Annotated in this window: 15 protein-coding genes and 4 pseudogenes; 11 read left to right on the top strand and 8 right to left on the bottom strand. The window is 70.0% G+C overall.

What is annotated here, in order from left to right; translation table 11 throughout:
- Positions 1–61: 61 nt before the first annotated feature.
- Positions 62–259, top strand: a complete 198-nt coding sequence (locus ACIQ6R_RS26870; protein WP_404223923.1) for a hypothetical protein — start codon at positions 62–64, stop codon at positions 257–259.
- 824 nt (positions 260–1,083) lie between these two features.
- Positions 1,084–3,924 carry an AAA family ATPase gene (locus tag ACIQ6R_RS26865; RefSeq protein ID WP_404223922.1) on the top strand — a complete coding sequence of 947 codons (2,841 nt, stop codon included), beginning with the start codon at positions 1,084–1,086 and terminating at the stop codon, positions 3,922–3,924.
- A 49-nt stretch (positions 3,925–3,973) separates the two neighbouring features.
- Here ACIQ6R_RS26865 and ACIQ6R_RS26860 read toward each other — a convergent pair.
- A pseudogene (locus ACIQ6R_RS26860) lies at positions 3,974–4,162 on the bottom strand (hypothetical protein); the annotation flags it as partial.
- Between ACIQ6R_RS26860 and ACIQ6R_RS26855 the strand changes: the two are divergent.
- Positions 4,128–4,259 (top strand): annotated as a pseudogene (locus tag ACIQ6R_RS26855) (IS110 family transposase); the annotation flags it as partial. The pseudogenes ACIQ6R_RS26860 and ACIQ6R_RS26855 sit on opposite strands and share 35 nt — an antisense overlap.
- Before the next feature lie 71 nt (positions 4,260–4,330).
- Here ACIQ6R_RS26855 and ACIQ6R_RS26850 read toward each other — a convergent pair.
- The 3 genes and pseudogenes from ACIQ6R_RS26850 to ACIQ6R_RS26840 form a co-directional block, all read right to left on the bottom strand.
- Positions 4,331–5,347, bottom strand: coding sequence for a serine hydrolase (locus ACIQ6R_RS26850; RefSeq protein WP_404223920.1), 1,017 nt, complete (start codon positions 5,345–5,347; stop codon positions 4,331–4,333).
- A gap of 145 nt (positions 5,348–5,492) precedes the next feature.
- A pseudogene (locus ACIQ6R_RS26845) lies at positions 5,493–5,714 on the bottom strand (DUF4158 domain-containing protein); the annotation flags it as partial.
- Between the two features lie 167 nt (positions 5,715–5,881).
- Positions 5,882–6,616 (bottom strand): D-Ala-D-Ala carboxypeptidase family metallohydrolase, encoded by a 735-nt coding sequence (locus ACIQ6R_RS26840; protein WP_404223919.1) that lies wholly within the window; start codon positions 6,614–6,616, stop codon positions 5,882–5,884.
- Positions 6,617–7,704: 1,088 nt separating this feature from the next.
- On the opposite strand from ACIQ6R_RS26840, the gene ACIQ6R_RS26835 reads away from it, so the two are divergent.
- Entirely contained in the window at positions 7,705–8,574 is an 870-nt protein-coding gene (locus ACIQ6R_RS26835) for a GyrI-like domain-containing protein (protein WP_404223917.1), read from the top strand.
- A gap of 1,260 nt (positions 8,575–9,834) precedes the next feature.
- Here ACIQ6R_RS26835 and ACIQ6R_RS26830 read toward each other — a convergent pair.
- The gene (locus tag ACIQ6R_RS26830; protein ID WP_404223916.1) at positions 9,835–10,458 is read right to left on the bottom strand and encodes a type III effector protein; all 624 of its coding nucleotides are present in this window, start codon (positions 10,456–10,458) and stop codon (positions 9,835–9,837) included.
- Between the two features lie 128 nt (positions 10,459–10,586).
- Between ACIQ6R_RS26830 and ACIQ6R_RS26825 the strand changes: the two genes are divergently transcribed.
- The 3 genes from ACIQ6R_RS26825 (at position 10,587) to ACIQ6R_RS26815 (ending at position 12,001) form a co-directional block, all read left to right on the top strand.
- Positions 10,587–11,018, top strand: a complete 432-nt coding sequence (locus ACIQ6R_RS26825) for an Hsp20/alpha crystallin family protein (protein WP_404223914.1) — start codon at positions 10,587–10,589, stop codon at positions 11,016–11,018.
- 104 nt (positions 11,019–11,122) lie between these two features.
- Positions 11,123–11,518: a DUF2267 domain-containing protein gene (locus ACIQ6R_RS26820; RefSeq protein WP_404186642.1), complete on the top strand. Its 396-nt coding sequence runs from the start codon at positions 11,123–11,125 to the stop codon at positions 11,516–11,518.
- Positions 11,519–11,557: 39 nt separating this feature from the next.
- Entirely contained in the window at positions 11,558–12,001 is a 444-nt protein-coding gene (locus ACIQ6R_RS26815) for a DUF2267 domain-containing protein (RefSeq protein ID WP_404186644.1), read from the top strand.
- Positions 12,002–12,204: 203 nt separating this feature from the next.
- Here the strand turns inward: ACIQ6R_RS26815 and ACIQ6R_RS26810 are convergent.
- Positions 12,205–12,655: pseudogene (locus tag ACIQ6R_RS26810) on the bottom strand (IS5/IS1182 family transposase); the annotation flags it as partial.
- Between ACIQ6R_RS26810 and ACIQ6R_RS26805 the strand changes: the two are divergent.
- Together ACIQ6R_RS26805 and ACIQ6R_RS26800 are read left to right on the top strand one after the other, a co-directional pair.
- Positions 12,615–13,844, top strand: a complete 1,230-nt coding sequence (locus ACIQ6R_RS26805) for an MFS transporter (RefSeq protein WP_404223913.1) — start codon at positions 12,615–12,617, stop codon at positions 13,842–13,844. The pseudogene ACIQ6R_RS26810 and the gene ACIQ6R_RS26805 overlap by 41 nt on opposite strands.
- A 329-nt stretch (positions 13,845–14,173) precedes the next feature.
- The gene (locus ACIQ6R_RS26800) at positions 14,174–14,923 is read left to right on the top strand and encodes an NAD-dependent epimerase/dehydratase family protein (protein WP_404223912.1); all 750 of its coding nucleotides are present in this window, start codon (positions 14,174–14,176) and stop codon (positions 14,921–14,923) included.
- On the opposite strand, the gene ACIQ6R_RS26795 is transcribed toward ACIQ6R_RS26800, so the two are convergent.
- Together ACIQ6R_RS26795 and ACIQ6R_RS26790 are read right to left on the bottom strand one after the other, a co-directional pair.
- Positions 14,886–15,119, bottom strand: a complete 234-nt coding sequence (locus ACIQ6R_RS26795) for a hypothetical protein (protein ID WP_404223911.1) — start codon at positions 15,117–15,119, stop codon at positions 14,886–14,888. The two genes, ACIQ6R_RS26800 and ACIQ6R_RS26795, sit on opposite strands and share 38 nt — an antisense overlap.
- A gap of 79 nt (positions 15,120–15,198) precedes the next feature.
- Complete coding sequence (locus ACIQ6R_RS26790) at positions 15,199–15,480, bottom strand: hypothetical protein (protein ID WP_404223910.1); 282 nt, start codon at positions 15,478–15,480, stop codon at positions 15,199–15,201.
- Positions 15,481–15,732: 252 nt separating this feature from the next.
- Between ACIQ6R_RS26790 and ACIQ6R_RS26785 the strand changes: the two genes are divergently transcribed.
- Complete coding sequence (locus ACIQ6R_RS26785; RefSeq protein ID WP_404223909.1) at positions 15,733–16,311, top strand: TetR/AcrR family transcriptional regulator; 579 nt, start codon at positions 15,733–15,735, stop codon at positions 16,309–16,311.
- A gap of 386 nt (positions 16,312–16,697) precedes the next feature.
- Complete coding sequence (locus ACIQ6R_RS26780; protein ID WP_404223908.1) at positions 16,698–17,579, top strand: alpha/beta fold hydrolase; 882 nt, start codon at positions 16,698–16,700, stop codon at positions 17,577–17,579.
- The last annotated feature ends 950 nt before the right edge of the window (positions 17,580–18,529 follow it).

Raw genomic sequence — 18,529 nt, 5'->3', positions numbered from 1 at the left:
GTCCGGGCTCAGCCAGTCTCGTTCTCCTGCCACAGCTTCGGCGCGCTCCCGGGAAGAACTGGTGCGACGTCAGGCCCACGGGACCGCTGAACTCGACGACACGGGTGATGGTGACCTTGCCCAGTTCGATCGTCTGGACCCGCGTGCGGCGTTCGGCGGCGGACGCCGGGAGCCGACTGCCGAACAGGCCGGCGGCACCGACCGCCGCGCCGATGCCCGCGGTCATTCCGACGAAGCCGCGCCGGCTCAGGGAACGTGAATGATTTTCGCTATCCACTTTTTGCACTCCGGCGAAGTCCACAAATGACGTCCTATTGCGCCGGCCATGGGAGGCCGCCAGGACCGTGATAAGGCCGAGTCCGTGTTATCAGGGCCGCTATAACCATGGTGCTTTAAGGGGCAATCAATGGGTATCAGTCACGTGACTGAGATGGGAAAAGCCCGCATCAGTCACGTGACTGATGCGGGAACTGCCGCCGAAATCGCAAGGGAAAGAGCAACGCGTGCTCAGGCGTCGAGGTGGTGAGCGGTGAACGTACTTGGGACGGACAGTCGCCGGCTACCCATGGGACCGCGGAGCACCCGGCGTATCTCGACCCACCCGTCCTCGAGCCACAGATCGGCGCGGGCTGCGCGGGCGTGCGGATGGCCCGCTCTCTCAGAAGCTGCCTTGCGGGCGTGCTCCGCATCGGCTGCGCCGTCGATCACGTAGAAGTGGCGTATCAGCCGACCGCAAGGCGTGCGGAACCCGAGTCCCACCAGCCACGAGCCATCGGTGACCATGAAAGCGCCCTTTCCTGTCAGAGATGTGCCGCTTCGGTGGTCTTCTGCGCAGAAGCGCGCCACCGTCGGCGCCGGTCGTGTCTGCCCCGGCGACCTCGACGCCCCGGTCGGGAGCCCGCACGGCAGGGGGCCGGGCGCCGGTCTGTGGCGAACCGACAAGGCGACGGCCGGAATATCTCGGGTAATGCGTGTGTTTGAGGCGGCTGAAGACGGCCCGAGTCCGGTGACGCCGCACCTGCGGGCACTGTCGCGGTTCGGGCGCGCTATCATCTGGGCAAATCTCAATTCCCTGGAGCATCCGTGCGAAACAATGGAAGGGCTCGTGGGGACCAGCGCTCGACTCGGGATTTCGCTCCGGCGCTGGTGAGCCGAGAAACCGAGACCGCAGAAATCATCCGGCGTGTCGGCGCCGACCGGTCCCACAGCGACGTGTTGATCATCACGGGCGAGCCCGGTGCCGGAAAGAGCATGCTGCTCGACCTCGCGGCGGACCACGCGCGAAGCTCGGGCCGCCGAGTGCTGCGGACGGTGGGCAGCGAATCCGAGACGCACCTCGGGTTCGCCGGTCTCTATCAGATGCTGCGCCCGGTGCTCGGCGAAATGGAGAGCCTGCCGTCGCGGCAGCGCTCCGCGCTCCGAGCCGTTCTGGGTCTCGACGACTGTACCGAGACGCCTGACGCCATGCTCGTCGGATTGGCGGTCCTGACCTCGCTGTCGGACCTGGCGGAAACCGACCCGCTGCTGGTGGTGGTCGACGACGCCCAGTGGATCGACCGCGGAACACTGGACGTTCTCTCCTTCGTGGCGCGACGCATGGACAGCGAACCCGTCACGCTGCTGGTGGGAGTCCGCACCGCGGCTGCGCTGCCCGGGTTCGACAAGGGATACGAGCGCCTCGAGGTCGGCCCACTGGGTATCGAGGCGGCGAACCGGCTGCTCGACCAGCAGCCGACGCCGCCCACCGGCCGCATCCGCGTGCGGATCCTTGAGGAGGCGGCCGGCAACCCGCTGGCCCTGGCGGAACTCGCCCGCGTCGCCGCGATCCGGCAGCTCGAGGGCAGCAGCATCGAGGGCCCACTGCCGCTCACCGACCGGCTGAAGCAGATTTTCGCGGAACACGCGGCCGACCTGCCGGGACCGACCCGACGCACCCTGCTGCTGCTCGCTGCCGCCGGTGCGACAGATGCGCCGGCGGCCGCCATGGGACTCCCCGAGGCGGACGACAAGGTGTTGGTGCCCGCGGAGCAGGCCGGTCTCGTACGCCAGGAGGGCCCCAGGGTCGTCTTCCGCAACCCGCTCATCCGCTCGGCCGTCTACCATGCCGCGTCCTTCGAGGAACGCCGCCGGGCGCATCTTGATCTCGCGGAGCTGCTGCGTGAGGAGCCCGACCGCCGAGCCTGGCATCTCGCCGCGGCAACCCTGCGCCCCGATCAGGAGGTGTCGGCCGCCCTGCAACGGACGGCCGACCGAGCCCGGCGCCGGGGTGGCTATGCGGCCGCAGCCGCAGCTCTGGAGCGCGCCGCGGAACTGAGCCCACGCGGCGAGGACCGGGCGCGACTCCTGACGGAAGCCGCCGCCGCAGCCGTCTTCACCGGTCAGCTCGGCTGGGTGGAACGCCTGGCCGCCGAAGTCCGCGAGACCACCGACGACCCGGCACTGACAGCCGAGGCCTCGCTGGCCTCCGGGCAGCTCATGGCCATGGGCGAGCACCACACGGCGGCCTTCACCATGCTCCTGCGCGTCGCCCGCGAGGCGGCGGGCGCCCGGTCGCCTCGCGTACTGGACGCGCTCGCCGCGGCGGCCGTGGTCCGCTACTACTCGGGTGAGGAGTTCCAGCAGCGGGAGATCCAGGGCCTGCTCTCCCACGTGCCCGACGACGACGCCAGGGCAGCCCTGCACGCCTGGGTGCTGGCCGTCTCCGACCCCAGCGGCGCAGGAGCATCCCTGGGAGCGCTGCTGCCCGGCCTCATCGCCGAGGCCAAGGACGACGCCAAGCGCCTGACCATGCTTGCCATCGTCTCCTGGCTCCTCGACCAGACCCCCCTGGCCGCCAGGACCTTCGACGAGGCGTTCGACCGGTGGCAGGCCCACGGACCGCTCCCGGACGGACTGGGGTGCGCGGCCGGCTGGACCTATCTGGAGCAGGGTCGGTGGGCCGAGGCCCGGTCGGTGGCGGCCGAAATCGCCGCCATGGCATCGTCGGCCGGACTTCACCACGCCGAGGCGTGTGCTCGCACCCTCGACTCCACGGTGCTCAGCCTGCTCGGTGACACGGCCGCCGCACGCCGGCTCGTCGAGCAGGCGCTGGCCCTGGTCGATCCGCTGGAGAGCCGCTCCGTCGCGGTCTTCGCACGTCGGGCTCTGGGGATGGCGGCCGTGGCCGAGGGCGACTACGACACCGCGTACACGCAGTTCCGCTCCGCTTTCACCGATGACGGCGATCCGGTCCACTACCACGTCTCCTACACCGTCCTGGCCGAACTCGCCGCGTCGGCCGTCCGCCGAGGGCGCCGGGGGGACGTCACGGAGTTGCTGGAGCGGTCGGCGCGACGCCTGGGTACGGGCACGTCGGCGCGGGTAGCCGCGCTGATCGCCCGGGGCCGCGCCCTGTTGGCGGATCCCAAGCTCGCGGAGCCGTACTTCCAGGCGGCGCTCGCGGACGCCACAGGTGAGCAGTGGCCGTTCGAACGGGCGCAGACACGGCTTGACTACGGGGAGTGGCTCCGGCGGCAGCGCCGCATCGCCGAGGCCCGCCCGCTGCTGAGCGCCGCCCTGGCGACCTTCGAGCGGCTGGGAGCGCGGCCTTGGATCGAGCGGGCACAGACAGAGCTGCGCGCCGCCGGCATCGAAGCCAGCAGCGTCGTCCCCAGTGCCTTCGCCGAACTCAGCCCCCAGCAGCAGCAGATCGTGCGGCTGGCAGCCCGAGGACTGACGAATCGTGAGATCGGCGAGAAGCTGTTCCTCTCGCCGCGTACGGTCGGCTCTCACCTCTACCGTGTGTTTCCCAAGCTGGGCATCACCGCCCGGTCACAACTCCGGGACGTACTCGAAGGCACTCTGTCGGGGGCAGGTGTCCAAGGCCGCGAGGGGACCATCGGCGGACCGCCCGCGCCGGGGTACGCGGCTGATACCGCCTGGTGATTCCATGACCGATCACCTGGAGGAAATCTCCGACGAAGACGGCGCGGTCGCCCTTGGGAACCAGGGTGAGTACGGAAGAACCCGGGGTGTGTCCTGGGGCGGGTTCCAGGCGGAGACTGGCGTCGATGCCATGGCCGCCGTCCCACCCAGGGCAGAGTCTGTCCGGCCGCGTGGACGGGAGCGACGGAGTCCTCGAAGACGCCGCGCTGGACGAACAGACCGTGGTGGTGCCCGGCACCGAGGCGGTCGCGCTGATCGTCCCGAGCTTGGCCGCCTCGCTCACCGCCCTCTTCGATCAGCGCAAGCTCCTGGCCGGGCGGATCGAGGAACTGCTACGGATCACCGACCGCGAGCGGCCTGCCTTCGAGTCCATTGCGCCTCTGAACGGCCCGGGTCCAGGCTGGCGTCAAGTAGTGGACTTCTCCCTGAGCTTCCGGGAGAACGCCGTCGCCGACGCGCGCGACGCCTGCTCCACGATGCTGATGCCGACCTCCTGGGTACTGCAGCCGTTGAGAAGTACCGCCATCAGATAGACGCGGCCCTCATGCTGTATCCGACCGATGCTGTTGACGTCCCACTTCTTGGTCTGGGTCCGTTTGAGCCACCCGTTCTTCAGTGCGATCGTGCCCGAGTCGGCTGCTGCGGACACGCCCCAGGTCTGGCTTCCCACGACGTGCCGCATCAGATCCTGGATATAGGCACGCGACGCCTCGCTCAGGGGCGACTTGTCGCCGAACACGGACTGGAGCAGGCGTATCTGATCCTCCGCCGTGGTCTGGGTGATGCCCCAGACGGTCCCTTTACCGCCGTGTGTCTGGAGCAGGCCGAGCCGTTCATTGGCCGCGTCGAGCCCCGGGGCACTGCCTATCCGGGTCCACAGGGCACTGGTGGAGTCGTTGTCGCTCTTCTGGATCATGGCAGCGGACTGGGCGCGCTCCTCGGTGCTCAACCTCCGCCCCTGGTCCTGGGCCTGGAGCAGCAGGGCCGCCAGGATGTCCACCTTCACGATGCTGGCGGTGTCGAAGGCGTCGTGCCCGTACGTCGCCATAGCACCACTCTCGACGTCCAGTATCGCCACGGACATCCGGTTGTCGCCGAAGAGCGCGGTCACGGGCGCCAGAGCCGGTCCGAGATCGAACGGTTTCTGCGCCGGGGTGGGCGACGGTAGCGGTTTCGGCGGGTCCGCAGGAACCTCGCGTGCCTTCGCCCGGGCCGAGACGGCCGGTGCGGATGGAGCCTTCGCCCGGGCGGACGCGGACGACTCGCCGGAGTCGCTTCCGGTGATGGCGTAGGTGGTGGCACCGCCGATCAGGACCACGACCGACGTCGTGGTCCACGCTATACGACGTCGCCTGGCCCTGCGGCGACGTCGTTGCTCCCGGCGGGAGCGGCCGCGTCGCCGAGCACGTGGGTTCTCATGCACGGGCAAGATGATAATCGAATCAAAGTTCGAGACTGCAAGTGCCCGGCGGTGCATCCGTTCTTGATTGTCGACCGTTGCAAGGCCGGTCTCGACCGCGCCCGCCCGGCGGCGCGCGGGTCTGGACAGTTGGGGTTACTGACGGCGACCGCTTCACGCACGACGCGTCTTCGCTGCCGAGCTGCTCGACGAGGTACTCCGCGACCTCCCACGGCACCGCCAGCGGCTCGTCGCCCAGGAACCAGCCGATGTGGCGGACGGTGCAGATCTGCACCGCCATGCCCAGTCGGTGCGCGTCCGTACGCCGCGACGCGATCAGCTCACGGTCGTCGTCATCGAGGAAGAAGAACCGCTCCAGCTCTGGGTGCGTGGACACCCACCATTTGCTCTCCCTCGCTCCCAAGGACCGGCCGCGGGTAGCGGGTTACCGTCAGGGCAGCCGCCCGAGACGGCGAAGAACGCCTGCTCGGGACGGGCCGGCGGTCTACATCATCGCGTGCTGAGCCCTGGCCCCGCTCCCGCGCCGGTCATGGTGACTCAGATGCCGCAGGTGGGAGCCGACCAGTACGGTGACGGGTCGAAGGCCACGTGCGTGTGGTCGTTGTGTCCGGGGTAGCCCGGGCCGAGGATCTCCGAGAAGCCGTGGGTCCTGGACTGCTGTGCGAGCCGACACAGACTCGGCGAGCCGACGAGGTCGGCGGCGTCGCCGTACAGGTGACGGCTGGTGGCGGAGCCGCCGACGGCGTTGTTGCAGGCGCGGGAGCGGAAGCCGCTGGAGATGGTGATCGGGACGTCACCGAGGGCGTGCCGCATCGCCTCCAACTTCCACATGGTCTTGAGCGCGTTCGACTTGGCGGTGGCCGCGGAGACCGCGCCGCCGGACCAGTCGGAGTTGCACTTGTTGAGCTCGGCGTAGCTGAAGTGGACGGGTGTGCAGTCCGCGTCCTGGAGGGCGTAGATCTTGCTGAAGGTAGCGGGTCCGGCGACACCGTCCGCGCTCAGTCCGTACGCGGCCTGGAACTTCTTGACGGCGGCGGCGGTCCGCGCGCCGTATTGGCCGTCGTAGGAGAGCCGCTCGCCGGAGGTCACCCAGCCGGCGACCCGGATCTGCAGCTGGGTCACGTCGCTGCCGGAGGACCCCTGGGAGAGGGTGCGGTTCCATGTGTAGCAGGAATCGGCGTGCGCGGCGCCGGCGGTGGCGCCGACCCCGACCACCGCACCAGCCATGAGCATGACAAGTGAGAGTAGTAGACGTGACGTGCGTCTGAACATCCCGGCCTCCCGACCGTTGAGACGACAACATCCGACGCCTCAGAATGCGGCAACACGCTACGCGCGTCAATGGCGCCCCAGTGGAGAGCAGACCGTGCTTGACGCCCATCCGGGTCACCTCCCCGCTGGTGGGGTCGGCCGAGGTGGCTCCGAGCTTGATCGTGTGGGCCGTGGGCGGGCCGGGCGAGGCTTGGGCCGAGCGGGCCAGTCGAGGGTTGTGGTGGTGGTCGTGGTCGTGGTCAGGCATGTATCGGACGTCCGGGAAAGGAAGTGGGAGCCGGGAAGGGCAGGGGAGTGGAGCCGTACCGAGCTGCCGCCCGTCTCACGGCGTACGCTCAGTCCTCGGCTTGCTCCACTCGGCGGCCCGTCATACGCAGGTCACCGCTGACGCTCGAGATGAAGCTGGCCTGTGTGCCGTCCCATTCGGCGGAGTTCGCCACGACCGCCGCGAGCTGTCGACGCGTGGCGGGGAGGCCGCGATCGCCGGCCTTCTCCAGTAGCTTCTTCGCGGTCTCCAGTCGGATTGAGGCGCGCTTGGCGTCGGCCCGTCCACGCAGCTGCCTCCGGCCCTCGCGCGGGGCAGCTGCCGGGACCGAATCCGACCGGCCACGGCAAGAAAGGACAGGAAGTCCACCCCACCGTCGACCAACAGGGCCTGCCAGCCTGCCACTGTCGCTCGGCATCTCCAACCTCGGGCCTGACCCTGAATCGACACACGAGAGAGACTGGACCATGAATATCTGAGAACGGACATCTCATGGTCATGCGGGACCACCCGCAGGAGTTCAAAGCGGACGCGGTCGCGCCGTCCGAGTCGCGGCCGGAGGCGACGATCAGGTCGGTCGGAGGCAGGCGGGCCCGGCCGTGACGTCGGCCACGTCCGGCGCGACCCCGGACCACTGTGACTGAGCGCTTCAGGTGGCGGGTGAGCGCCGTTGCTGGAGGGCTGAGCGCTGTACCTGGCGGAACCACTACGAGGTCGGGCGTGTGTGTCTGCTTGTCAGTCCGGGCGGGTGATCGGATCGGTTCGGAACGGTCGGGCGCGGCCGGGGTGGCTGCTGCCAGGGTTGACATCGAAAGGGGGTCTCGTGATCTCGGCACTCAACAGGCTCGTCGATCTCGTCGAGGAGCACCTCGCGGAGGATCCCGACGTACGCGGGTTGGCAGGGGCGCTCGGCACGACCGAGTACCACTTGCGCCGGATGTTCTCGTCGCTGGCGGGCATGCCGCTGTCGGAGTACGTACGTCGGCGGCGGATGACCGTTGCCGCCGCCGACGTCGTGCGGGGCGAGGGTGATCTGCTGAGTATCGCCGTCCGGCACGGATACGGCTCGGGGGAGGCGTTCGGACGCGCGTTCCGGGCGGTCCACGGCGCCGGCCCCGGTGACGTGCGCCGCGATGGAGGCCCCTTGCGCACACAACCGCAGCTCAGGTTCCGCCTGACCGTCGAAGGGAGCTCCCCCATGGACACCCGCCTCATCGACCGACCCGCGTTCCGGCTCGCCGGACACGCGGCCCGGGTCCCGCTCATCCACCAGGGCGCCAATCCCCACATCCTGCGGCACATCGCCGCACTGCCTGAGGAGGAACACCTACGGCTGAAGGCTCTCGGCGACACCGAGCCGGGAGGTCTGCTTCAGATCTCCGACGGCGTCGACCCCGACGGTCGGGAGGGCAGCGAACTGACCTACCTGCACGGCGTGGCCCTCGCCCACGACACAGCGGTCCCTGACGGTCTCGACAGCATCGAGGTGTCGGCTGGGAGGTGGGCGGTCTTCCGTACCAGCGGACCGCACCCCCAGGCCCTGCAGACGGCGTGGGCGGCGACCGCGACCGAGTGGTTCCCTTCGAACCCGTGGCGGCTGCGACCGGGTCCCTCGATCGTGGCGACCCTCGAGCGAGCGGACGACTTCAGCACCGCGACCTGCGAACTGTGGCTGCCTGTCGAACCGGCCTGACGCACCGGCGAAGGTGGTTGAGCGCTTCAGCGGGCGGAACCCGCCGACCGAAGCGCTCAGTCACACCGGCTGTGACTGGGTGGGCCATTGAGCTTCAGATGGCCTCTCTGGGCGTGTGCCCGCGCATCCGCGAGTTCTCGGCTCAGCTGCGTAGTGGGGATCCGCTCCCTGCCGTAGTCGTCACGTACCGCGCCCGGGACCGGTCCCGGGCGCGGTACGCCATCATGGGTTCGCCGAGGACAGCCGTTGGTGGTGGCCACGGAGCGGAGCCCATGCGCGAGAAGCTCTCCACATGAGGCCCAGGCATCCTCGTTGTACTCTTCGCGCCGGGTGTGGTGTGGCCCTGCTGCTGGTGGGGTGCGGGAACGAAGGTTCAGGCAAGTCCGCGCCAGACCAACCAAGCGCGGCCCGGACGTCGGCGAGCGCAGCAGCGCAGTCACCGAGTCCGGACACCACGCTGACCCAAGAGTCCGAGTGATGCCTCCCGCCCCACCGACGAGAGTCTCCCGGCGGACTCCGTTACCGACGCGGGCGACCAAGTCGAGGAGGCGTTTCGCGCGGTCCTCAGCGCTGCCCTTCAAAGCGGTCTGCGCTATATCGATCCGGCACTCGGCGCACCTGAGAGCCTGGCCACGCCGATGTGCATTGCACCGCCCTTCAGCGGAACGCCGACAACCCGGACCAGGTCGCCGCGCGGCGGTTCAGCACCGGGAACCACAAGGTGACCGAGGCCACGGCAAGCGGCTCAACACGCTGTTGCGCAATACCTACTGCGGTCGATGACCGCTGCCCGTGGCCGAGCAGGTCAGAACCGCTCGGGCGTCCTGCCCCTCTGTAGGGCCACGTCCTGGTGATCCCGGCCAACTGGCGTGCTCAGTCACATCGGCATTGAAGCTGCCGGGGACAAGGCGCCCTGGCCATGCACTGCGCAGGTGTCACGGTCCTCGGCGACAGCGCCTATCAACCCCGGCCTGACGTCCCGCACCGCAAACGCGACCTGTGGGATCACGGCCTTCTGCAACACCCCTACAGGCCGGGGCTGGTGGGTCTGGTTCGGTTTTGGTGATGGGGTCGGGCTGGTCGGGTTGGTGGTCTGTGTGACGAGTGGCGTGCTGGTTGTTTCGAAGGGCGACGTGGCGTGCTGGTTGTTTCGGAGGGCTGTGAGGGCCGGGTGTGTGGCTTGTCAGTGGTGCTTTTCGGTGTGGGAGAAGTCGAGGGGGGAGGTCTGGGGTGTGGTTCGGGGTTGGTGGTGTGGGTGAGTCAGGGGGGTGTGAGGGTGTCGAGGCGGGCGGTGAGGTCGGGATGGGTGGCGGTCAGGTGTGGGCGGGTGGCGGTCAGGGGGGCGATGAGGTGGGTGGGGTCGTCGTGGGCGAGGGCCGCGTGGAGTTCGCTGAGTGGGTGGTGGGCGGCGGAGGGGAGGTCGGTGAGGGCGGTGATCTGGCCGGCGAGGCGGCGCAGGTCGGCCGCGTGGTGGCGGGCCCAGGCGGTGGTGCTGCGGTCGGCGGCCCGGGCCTGGCGGGTGGCCTGGACGCGTTGCTCGCCGGTGGTCCCGGCCGGGCCGGGGCGGCCGCGCAGGTAGCGGCGTTCGGCGGCCTGGCGGCTGGCGACGCCGAGGGGGCGGGCGAGGTCGGCCCAGCTGGCGCCTGCGTCGCGGGCCGTTTCGATCAGGCCGGTCTCCCATCCGGCGAGCTGCTCACGTACCTGCCGCAGCAGTGACAAGGAGGCCAGGGCCTGTTCCGGATCGGGGACGGGGGCGTTCGGGGTTGTGTGCTGGGCTTCGTCCAGTGCGTCGGCGATGGCGTCAAGGGCCGCCGCGGCGGCAAGGAACGAGACCGGGCTGTGGACGTCGGTGCTGGGCGAGGACGGCTGGTCGGCCGGGGTCACGGACACCTCCCTGAGATTGTCATCGTTTCGACGACATCATGTTTGTCATCCTTCGGATGACATGTTACAACAGTGTCAGTGAGGCGCATTGGCAGCAACTGCCTGAACCCGCTGGAGGTGTTTTCACGATGTTGATGCGCACTGACCCCTTCCGTGAGCTGGATCGGCTGGCGCAGCAGCTGATGGGGCCGGGTACCTGGTCGAAGCCGTCGGCGATGCCGATGGACGCCTACCGCGAGGGTGACCAGTACGTGGTGACCTTCGACCTGCCCGGCGTCACCGCGGACGCGATCGACATCGACGTCGAGCGGAACATGCTGACGGTCAAGGCCGAGCGCCGGCCGGTGGCGAAGTCCGACGACGTGCAGATGGAGTTGTCCGAGCGGCCGCTGGGCGTCTTCTCCCGTCAGATCGTGCTCGCCGACACCCTCGACACCGAGCACATCCAGGCCGACTACGACGCGGGCGTGCTCACCCTGCGCATTCCGATCGCCGAGCGTGCCAAGCCCCGCAAGATCTCCGTCGGCGTCGGATCCGACCGCAAGGAGATCTCCGGCTGACACCGGCCGGAGGTGTGCGGAGGACGGGCGCCTGTATCCCCCCTCACCCCGCCCTCCGCACCCCGGTGGGCGGTGCGAAGGACAAGAAAGGGGTGACGGCCGAAATGCCTCTGCGACGCGAACCGTTCCTCGACCACGTGAAGGAACGCGGCGAGTACGGCACTGTGGAGGAAGCCGAGCGCGCGGCCCGCGTGGTGCTCGCCCTGCTCGGCGCGCACCTGGTCGGCGAAGTCCGCTCCCAGCTCGCGGCCCGCCTGCCGGAGGACTTCGCCCTTGTCCTCCTCAACCCGCTCCAGAGCGCCGAACCGCTGTCGCCGGAGCGGTTCGTGCGGGCGACCGCGGCCTGGATCGAGGGCGCCACCGAGCAGACCGCGACGTGGGACGTCAGCGCCGTGCTGTCCACGGTCGCCGACACGGCCGGCGACGATCTGCTGGGGCAGGTCCTGCTCCAGCTCCCCGCCGGCTACGACCTCCTCTTCGGCCGCCCCCAGCCCACCTGACCCCTACCCACCCTGAGCCCACGAAAGGTATGCACCGCAGTGATCACTGACGCGCGCGCACCGCTTGAGCGCCAGCAGCCGGACGGGACGGCGTACGAGCAGCTACTGGAGAAAGTCCGCTACGAAGGCGCCTACCCCACCCGTGAGAAGGCCGAGGAAGTCGTCCGCCTGGTCCTTTCGGGGCTGGGGCGCCAGCTGACCGGCGACGAACGCGTCGACCTGGCCGCCTGCCTGCCCCTGGAGGCCGCACGTGTCCTGACCGCGCAGATCCCCGACTGCCAGCCGCTGACCGGGTGGGCTTTCGTCAAGGACCTCGCTGCCCGCTCCGGCGCCTCTCTGGCCACGACCCGTTGGGACACGGGCTCCGTCCTGGCGGCCGTCGCCGCCCAGGCCGGCCCCGACCTCATCACCCGCGTCCTCCGCCGGCTCCCCACCGGCTACGCGCTGCTGTTCGGCCGTGCCGAACTCACCCCGGCCGCATAAACCGGCACCCCGGCACCCTGGCACCCCGGCTCTCAGGGGCGCGATGGGGCCCGGGCCCGGCTCTGTCTCCGCCGGGAAGTTGTGGCCCCGCACCGCCGGGTTGTTGGCTGTGCCAGGTGTTCGACCGGCGGGCCAGTAGGTGATCCGCGCACCGGTGCAGCCGAGAACGGGCCCGCCGGGGCCCGGGTGAACGGTCGTCTGACCATTCGGGTGCAGGCGTGCTCGGCGAGGGCACGCACTCGCTTACGGCTGTGTTCCTCCTTCCAGGCCGGGAGCTCTTCGCCTTTGGTCCGGCGGTGCGAAATGACCAGGCCGGTGCCCTGATAGACGCCGTCGGCGATCGTCGTCGTCGCGCCGGCGGCGTCCTTGGCGCCGGATTCCTGCCGGCCGCAGGAGTTTGCGGCGGTAGCCCGGGAGCGGCGGGCCGTCCACGGCGGCCGGGCGGGTGTCGGCGTCGGTGACGACCTGATGGGCGGTGGAGCAGTGGTAGTTCTCGGACTGCCCGGCGACGTTGCGGTCGCGGGTGGGTACCAGGGCGCCGTTCACGATGCGCACGGTGTCCTCGCGGGGCCGTTAGCGGGGCTGGAGCACGAGCCGGGGGCCGGTAGGGCTGATGCTGCGGTCGGCGGCGGACGCGGAGAAGGAGCGGGCCGGTCCAGGACGGCTCCGACGCCGGGACCACACCCGCCACCCCGAGATCATCCTGCCCGTGATCGGGCCGCTGGTCGGCGGCACGTTCCTGGAGCTGTTCTGGTGGGGATCGGCCTTCCTGCTCGGTGTCCCGGTCATGCTGCTGCTGATCATGTTCGGCCCGTCCCTGCTGCCGGAGTACCGGGACGCGTCGGTCACCCGCCCGGACGTCGTCGGCGCGATCATGTCCACCGTCGGGGTCCTCGCCCTCGTCTTCTGCCTCAAGCGCATCGCCGAGGACGGCCTGCACCCGGAACCGGCCATCGCCATCGTCGCCGGCCTGCTCCTGGGCGTGTTCTTCATCGCCCGTCAGCGCCGGCTCACGCAGCCACTGGTCGACCTCTCGCTGTTCCGCAACAAGCTGTTCAGCTCGGCCCTCGCCATGCTCGTCCTGGGGACCCTGATCTCCGCGGGCTCGCAGTTCTTCGTCCTGCAGTACCTGCAACTGGTGTGCGGGCTGTCCCCGGTGTCGGCCGGGCTCTGGGCGATTCCCACCACCGTCGCGGTCATGATCGGCGCGATGGGCGCCCCCGCCCTCGCGAGCCGGATGAAGCTGAGCACGCTGCTCGCCAGCGGCCTGGTCATCGCGACGTTCGGCATGGTGTTACTGGCCCGGGTCGGCGGTGCCGACGACCAGTACCTGGCCGTGGCGGGGGCGGCCGTGAGCGGACTCGGGCGCGGGCCGATGATCTCGCTGGGCACCGGACTGATCGTGGGATCCGCACCGCCCGAGCGGGCCGGCGCCGCGTCCGCGATCTCCTCGACCGGCACCGACCTCGGCTCCTCGATGGGCGTCGCCGTGATCGGCAGCATCGGCTTCGTCGCCTGCCGGGCGAACCTGTCCGACAACCTCCCCGAGGGGCTGCCCGACGACGTCGCCGCGACGGCCAAGGACACCCTCGCCGCCGCGGTGGCCGCCGCCCGCACCCTGCCGGACACCGAAGGAGCCCGCCTGCTGTCGGTGGCCCGTGACGCATTCGTTCAGGGCCTGCAGGCGACCGTGCTCGTAGGTGCCGGACTCGCCGTCCTGCTGGCCGCCGCCGTGACCCTGCTGCGGGACGCCCGGGTGCCGGGCCCGCCGCCGGCCCCCGAGGAGAGCGCCGAGGAGGGCGGGGACGAGGCGGCGAAGCCCCTCAAGAAGGCCGACAGCTGACGCGCCGTACGCGAACCTGAGCCCCGCGCCGCTCCGCCCGCCCGGAGATCCCCGTCTTCCGTGCGGGCGGGCATGTCTGCCGCGGTGAGCGCCCAGCACCCCGGTACCGCCCACGACGCGACCGCACGGCGCGGACCGGCCTGTGACCACGCAAGCGGAGGGAGAGGCGAAGTGAAGGCTTCGGCCTCGGCAACGAACCAACCCGGCGGCGAGCCCCGGTGCTCCGCCGCCCAGGCACCCCGCACGGGCCGTGAGACGGCATCGCTCCCGCAACGGCACACGCTCCGGGAGCGGCGCCCGCTCCCCGGCGGTCACCACAAGGGGCGGACATGCGCGTACTCGTGACCGGCGGGGCCGGCTTCATCGGATCGGCCTACGTACGGGAACTGCTCACCGGCGCCTACCCCGCCTGGCGCGACGCCCGGGTGACCGTGCTCGACCTGCTCACCTACGCGGGCAACCTCGCCAACCTCGCCCGCCCGCTGACCCCGGCCGGCGCGGGCAAGCCGGCCTCCGAACGCCATCGGATCCCCGAGCTCAAGAGCCTGGCGAGCGTCAACGCCTCCACCCGCGACATCGCCCCCACGTTCGGCACCAAGGGGCACTTCGGGTTCATGAAGCACGAGGTGGGCCAGGAGCCGGACCCCCGGCAGGCCACACAGCCGGCGCTGCCGAAGATCTTCCTGCACAACAGCCACATGTTCCGGCAGGACAGCGACGCCTTCATGTTCTACGTCACCGTCAAGTACGGGTGCACCGCGCGGCAGGCCTGGCGGGCCACCGAGGTCGACTTCGACGACGGTGTGACCGTCACCGGCCAGAGTGCCGCACCCGGCGCCGAACCCGAGCAGTACCGGGCGAAGTACCTGGTCGACTCCTCCGGCTTCCGTTCCCCGCTGGCGCAGAAGTTCGGCCTGCGGGAGAAGCCGGCCCGCTTCAGGCACCACTCCCGCTCGATGTGTACGCACTCGTCGGCATCAAGCCGTTCGACCAGGTCAGCGGCCACCCCAAAGCGCTGCGTCCGTCGGCTGACTGCGGGCATCAGGCGACGACTGGACGCTGGGCGGCGAGCCGGGTGAGATGAGTCTCGTGCAGCTCCTCCCACGGCGTGCAGTCCTCCACCGAGGGCAGAGCGTTGGCGGCGATGCCCTCCAGGACGGTGGCGAACTGGTCGGCGCTCTCGCGGAGTCGGGCCGCGTACGCCCGCACCCCGTCGGCGGCGTCAGGCTCCAGCTGTTGCCGGGCGGTGGCGGCGGGGGCCGGCTGTTCGCTCATCGAGGGCCTTCAGGGCGCGAACGGGCGTGTGTCGCCACGGTATCGGCCGTACGGCGGCCGTGGGGCCGCTCTGCTCCACTCAGGCACGGGGCGCGCGTCCGCGGCTGCTTCCCCCTTGAGGTACCTGGGTTCGCCGGCGCGTCGCCCGCCGCGTCCGGGGGTGGCACAGGTGCACTCCGGGTCGCGCTCCGTCCTGCGTGATGCGGTAGAGCCCCAGAGCCATCTTGGCGAGGCGCGGCGCCTGGACCTTCGCCGCGGCCTCTTCGATCGAGGTGGCGTGGGTGGTGCAGATCAGGGGGGTGGTGCCCGGGTAGGACGGGTCGGTGCACCGTGCCACGACCTGGTAGGGGTGCCTCGTCATCGCTCCTGCCGGGAGTTCAGGCGGGCAGGCCGGGGAGTATCTGGCCGTCGGTGATCTGGGCGCGGACGGTCAGGGCGTGACCGTCGTGACGACCGACCACCGATTCGTCCAGGGCCTGCGCCCGTTGCGCGACCCGGACACCGCTGAGGACGCCGACGACGAGTAGTCGTGAGGCCGGCCTGCAGGTCAGTGAATGGCCATAGCCGCAGCTCGTTTCTTGAGCGCACGATCCAGATAGGTTACGGTGGAATCATGGCAAGGACCCGGGAGTTCGATACCGAGGCGGCGGTGAGCCGCGCGATGGAGTTGTTCTGGACGCACGGCTACGAGGCCACCTCGGTACGCGACCTGACCGGGCACCTGGGGATCGGGCAGGGGTCCTTGTATGCCGCGTTCGGCGGCAAGGACGGCCTGTACCGGGCGGCGCTGGAGCACTACCGCACCACCCTCGCGGCGGCCGCCCTGCGCAGTCTGGAGGAGGGGGCGGATGCCCGGTCGGCGATCCGCGCGATGCTGGTCGAGCGCGTCCGGATCGCCGTGGAGGACGACGGCCGGGGCTGCCTGGTGGTCAATGCCGCCTGCGAGCGCCTGCCGGAGGATGCGGCGACCCGGCGCACCGTGCGCGACATGCAGGACGCCAGCCGGGACGCGCTCGCCGAAGTGCTGCGTGTCGCGGTGGAGCAGGGTCAGATCGCGGCGCGGCACGACCCGTACACCCTCGCCGCTTTCCTCGTGACCTTCCTCAACGGACTGCTGGTCTCCTCGAAGATCACACCGGACGTCCGCGCCCTCGAACCCCTTGTGGAGGTCGCGCTGGCCGCCCTCGACTGACTTTTTCATGCCCGGAATCTGTATCAGTCGATCCAGAAAAGTCGCTGGTGCCCGCTCGGACACGGGATCCGGCGACCCCGCCCCCGCTTCAATCGAAGACTCCAGAGGCCCCATGCCCCCCCCCCGCACCCACCCCGAGTACGCCCGCTCTCGGCGGAAGCCGCTGGGACACCTTCCCCGCGGCCGGCACCACCCTGACCGCCCGGCTTCTCCACCGCAACGGAGCCGCTGCTCCAGGGTATTAAGCGTCATCCTTGCGCCCCGCCGGCCGTCCGCCGTTCCGACGCCCCCCGGCGGCAGCGGACCGAGCCACCCAGTGACCTCGTCGCCCCTTTGCAAGCCCACTGACACCCACACCGCGAAGTGCACCAGGAAGGTGGAGAAACATGATGTTCGACCATGACGGAACGCCCGTCCGCACGGGCCGAGCCGCCGTCAACGGAACGAGTCTGCACTACCGCACGGCCGGATCTGGCCCCGCGGTGGTGCTCCTGCACGGCGTGCCCAAGACCAGCTACCACTGGCGTCACCTCGTCCCGAAGCTGACGCCCCACTACACCGTCGTCGTCCCGGACCTTCGCGGTCTCGGCGACTCCGCCCGCCCGTCGGACGGCTACGACTCCGCGACGATGAGCGACGACATCGCCGAGTTGATGAACCACCTCGGACACGAGACATACTCCGTGGCGGGCGAGGACTGGGGAGCGGTGATCGGCTACCAGCTCGCCGCCCGCCACCGCGACCACGTCACCGCTCTCGTGTTCGCCGAGGCGCTGTTCCCTGGCTTCGGCTTCGAGGACCACACGGCCCTCACCCCTGAGAACGTCTCCAGCGGCATGCACCTGTGGCATCTGGGCTTCTACTTCCAGCCGGACATACCCGAGATGCTGATCGCCGGACGCGAGCGCGAGCTGATCACCTTCATGATCAAGTACGAGCGCAGCCGGCCCGACAGCGCCACCCCCGACGCGATCGACGAATACGTGCGCTGCTACTCCATGCCCGGCGGAATCCGCGCGATGCTCTCCATCTACCGGGCCATGCTCGTCAACGCCGAACAGAACCGAAGGACCGCACAGAAGAAACTGGATATACCGGTCCTGGCCCTCGGTGGATCCGCGTTCATCGGCGACCGCAACGAGTCCCAGATGCGGCTCATGGCCCATCACGTCACCGGACACACGTTCGACGCCGGCCATGACCTCGCAGAGGAAGTACCGGACGAGATGGCCGACGTCCTCCTGCCGTTTCTGGCCACGCACCAGTAGTACCAGGAGTACCGGGTTCCGCCCGACAGGGTGCGGTGGCCGGTCACGGCCGGCGGGGTGACGGCTTCGGCGATCAGGACTTCCTGGCGGGGGTTGCGGCCGTCGCGGTCGGCAGCGGTCCACGCGGAGCCGAACTCACGGCTGCGGTCGTGGCCGGTCCGGTCCTCCACCGCGACTCGGAGCCGGCTGATGCCTTCCCGAGCGGGAGGGTGACCTCAGCAGGTTGAGCGCCACCGTTCGCGGGAACGGCACCTGCCAGGGCCGCGAGCGCCAGCAGTGCTGCGGCAGGCCAGCCACTGATCCGGCCCCTCTCCTGGCCAGGGCCTGCACGATGTCTGCCATGCCAACTCCCCTTTGCGTGAGCGCGAGTACTGCCATGAGGCACAGCCCCGCCCGGATCGTCAGGGCGGGGCTGGACGCTCAGCAACCGTCGCAGCCGCGGCTGGCCGGGTCTTTGCCTCGGAGGAGTGACGAACGGGGCGTACCGGAGCGCGCAGCGCAGGCGAGATGTGGCGGCTTCATCGCCGTACCACCGGGCGGCATCCCCATGAGCCGCTCTGCCGGAAGCCCCTGCCCGCACATCACTGCGCCCCGCCAGACGCGAAGGGCACGACGCGCTGACTTCGTATCGTTGGCCTGGTGGCGTGGCCGGCCGGTCGCAGGAAGGCACGTGAGCTGCCACCGTCTGGTCGTCACCGTGTGCCCCTGGGGGCGGTTCGCTTCTTCTTCCTCACCCGCACAGCCTCGCCTCGGCGTTGCAGGTCCGCGGCGGAGTGCTGCGTGCTGAAGAGTCCTCCGGCAGCGCATGCGAGGAAAGCAGGGTTCCGTGATGGGCTCCATGGTGCGGTGTGAGAACCCGGAAGAACCGCGGTTGTGGAGGCTCGATCTGCCGTTTCCTGAGCCGGGGGACGCCGACAGCCATCCGCACCGAGAGGCAGCGCGCGCACACG

Source organism: Streptomyces sp. NPDC096048, assembly GCF_044763415.1.
Taxonomy (GTDB): Bacteria; Actinomycetota; Actinomycetes; order Streptomycetales; family Streptomycetaceae; genus Streptomyces.
Note: the sequence above shows the minus strand (reverse complement) of the source record. Positions and strands in the feature narration are given on the sequence as shown.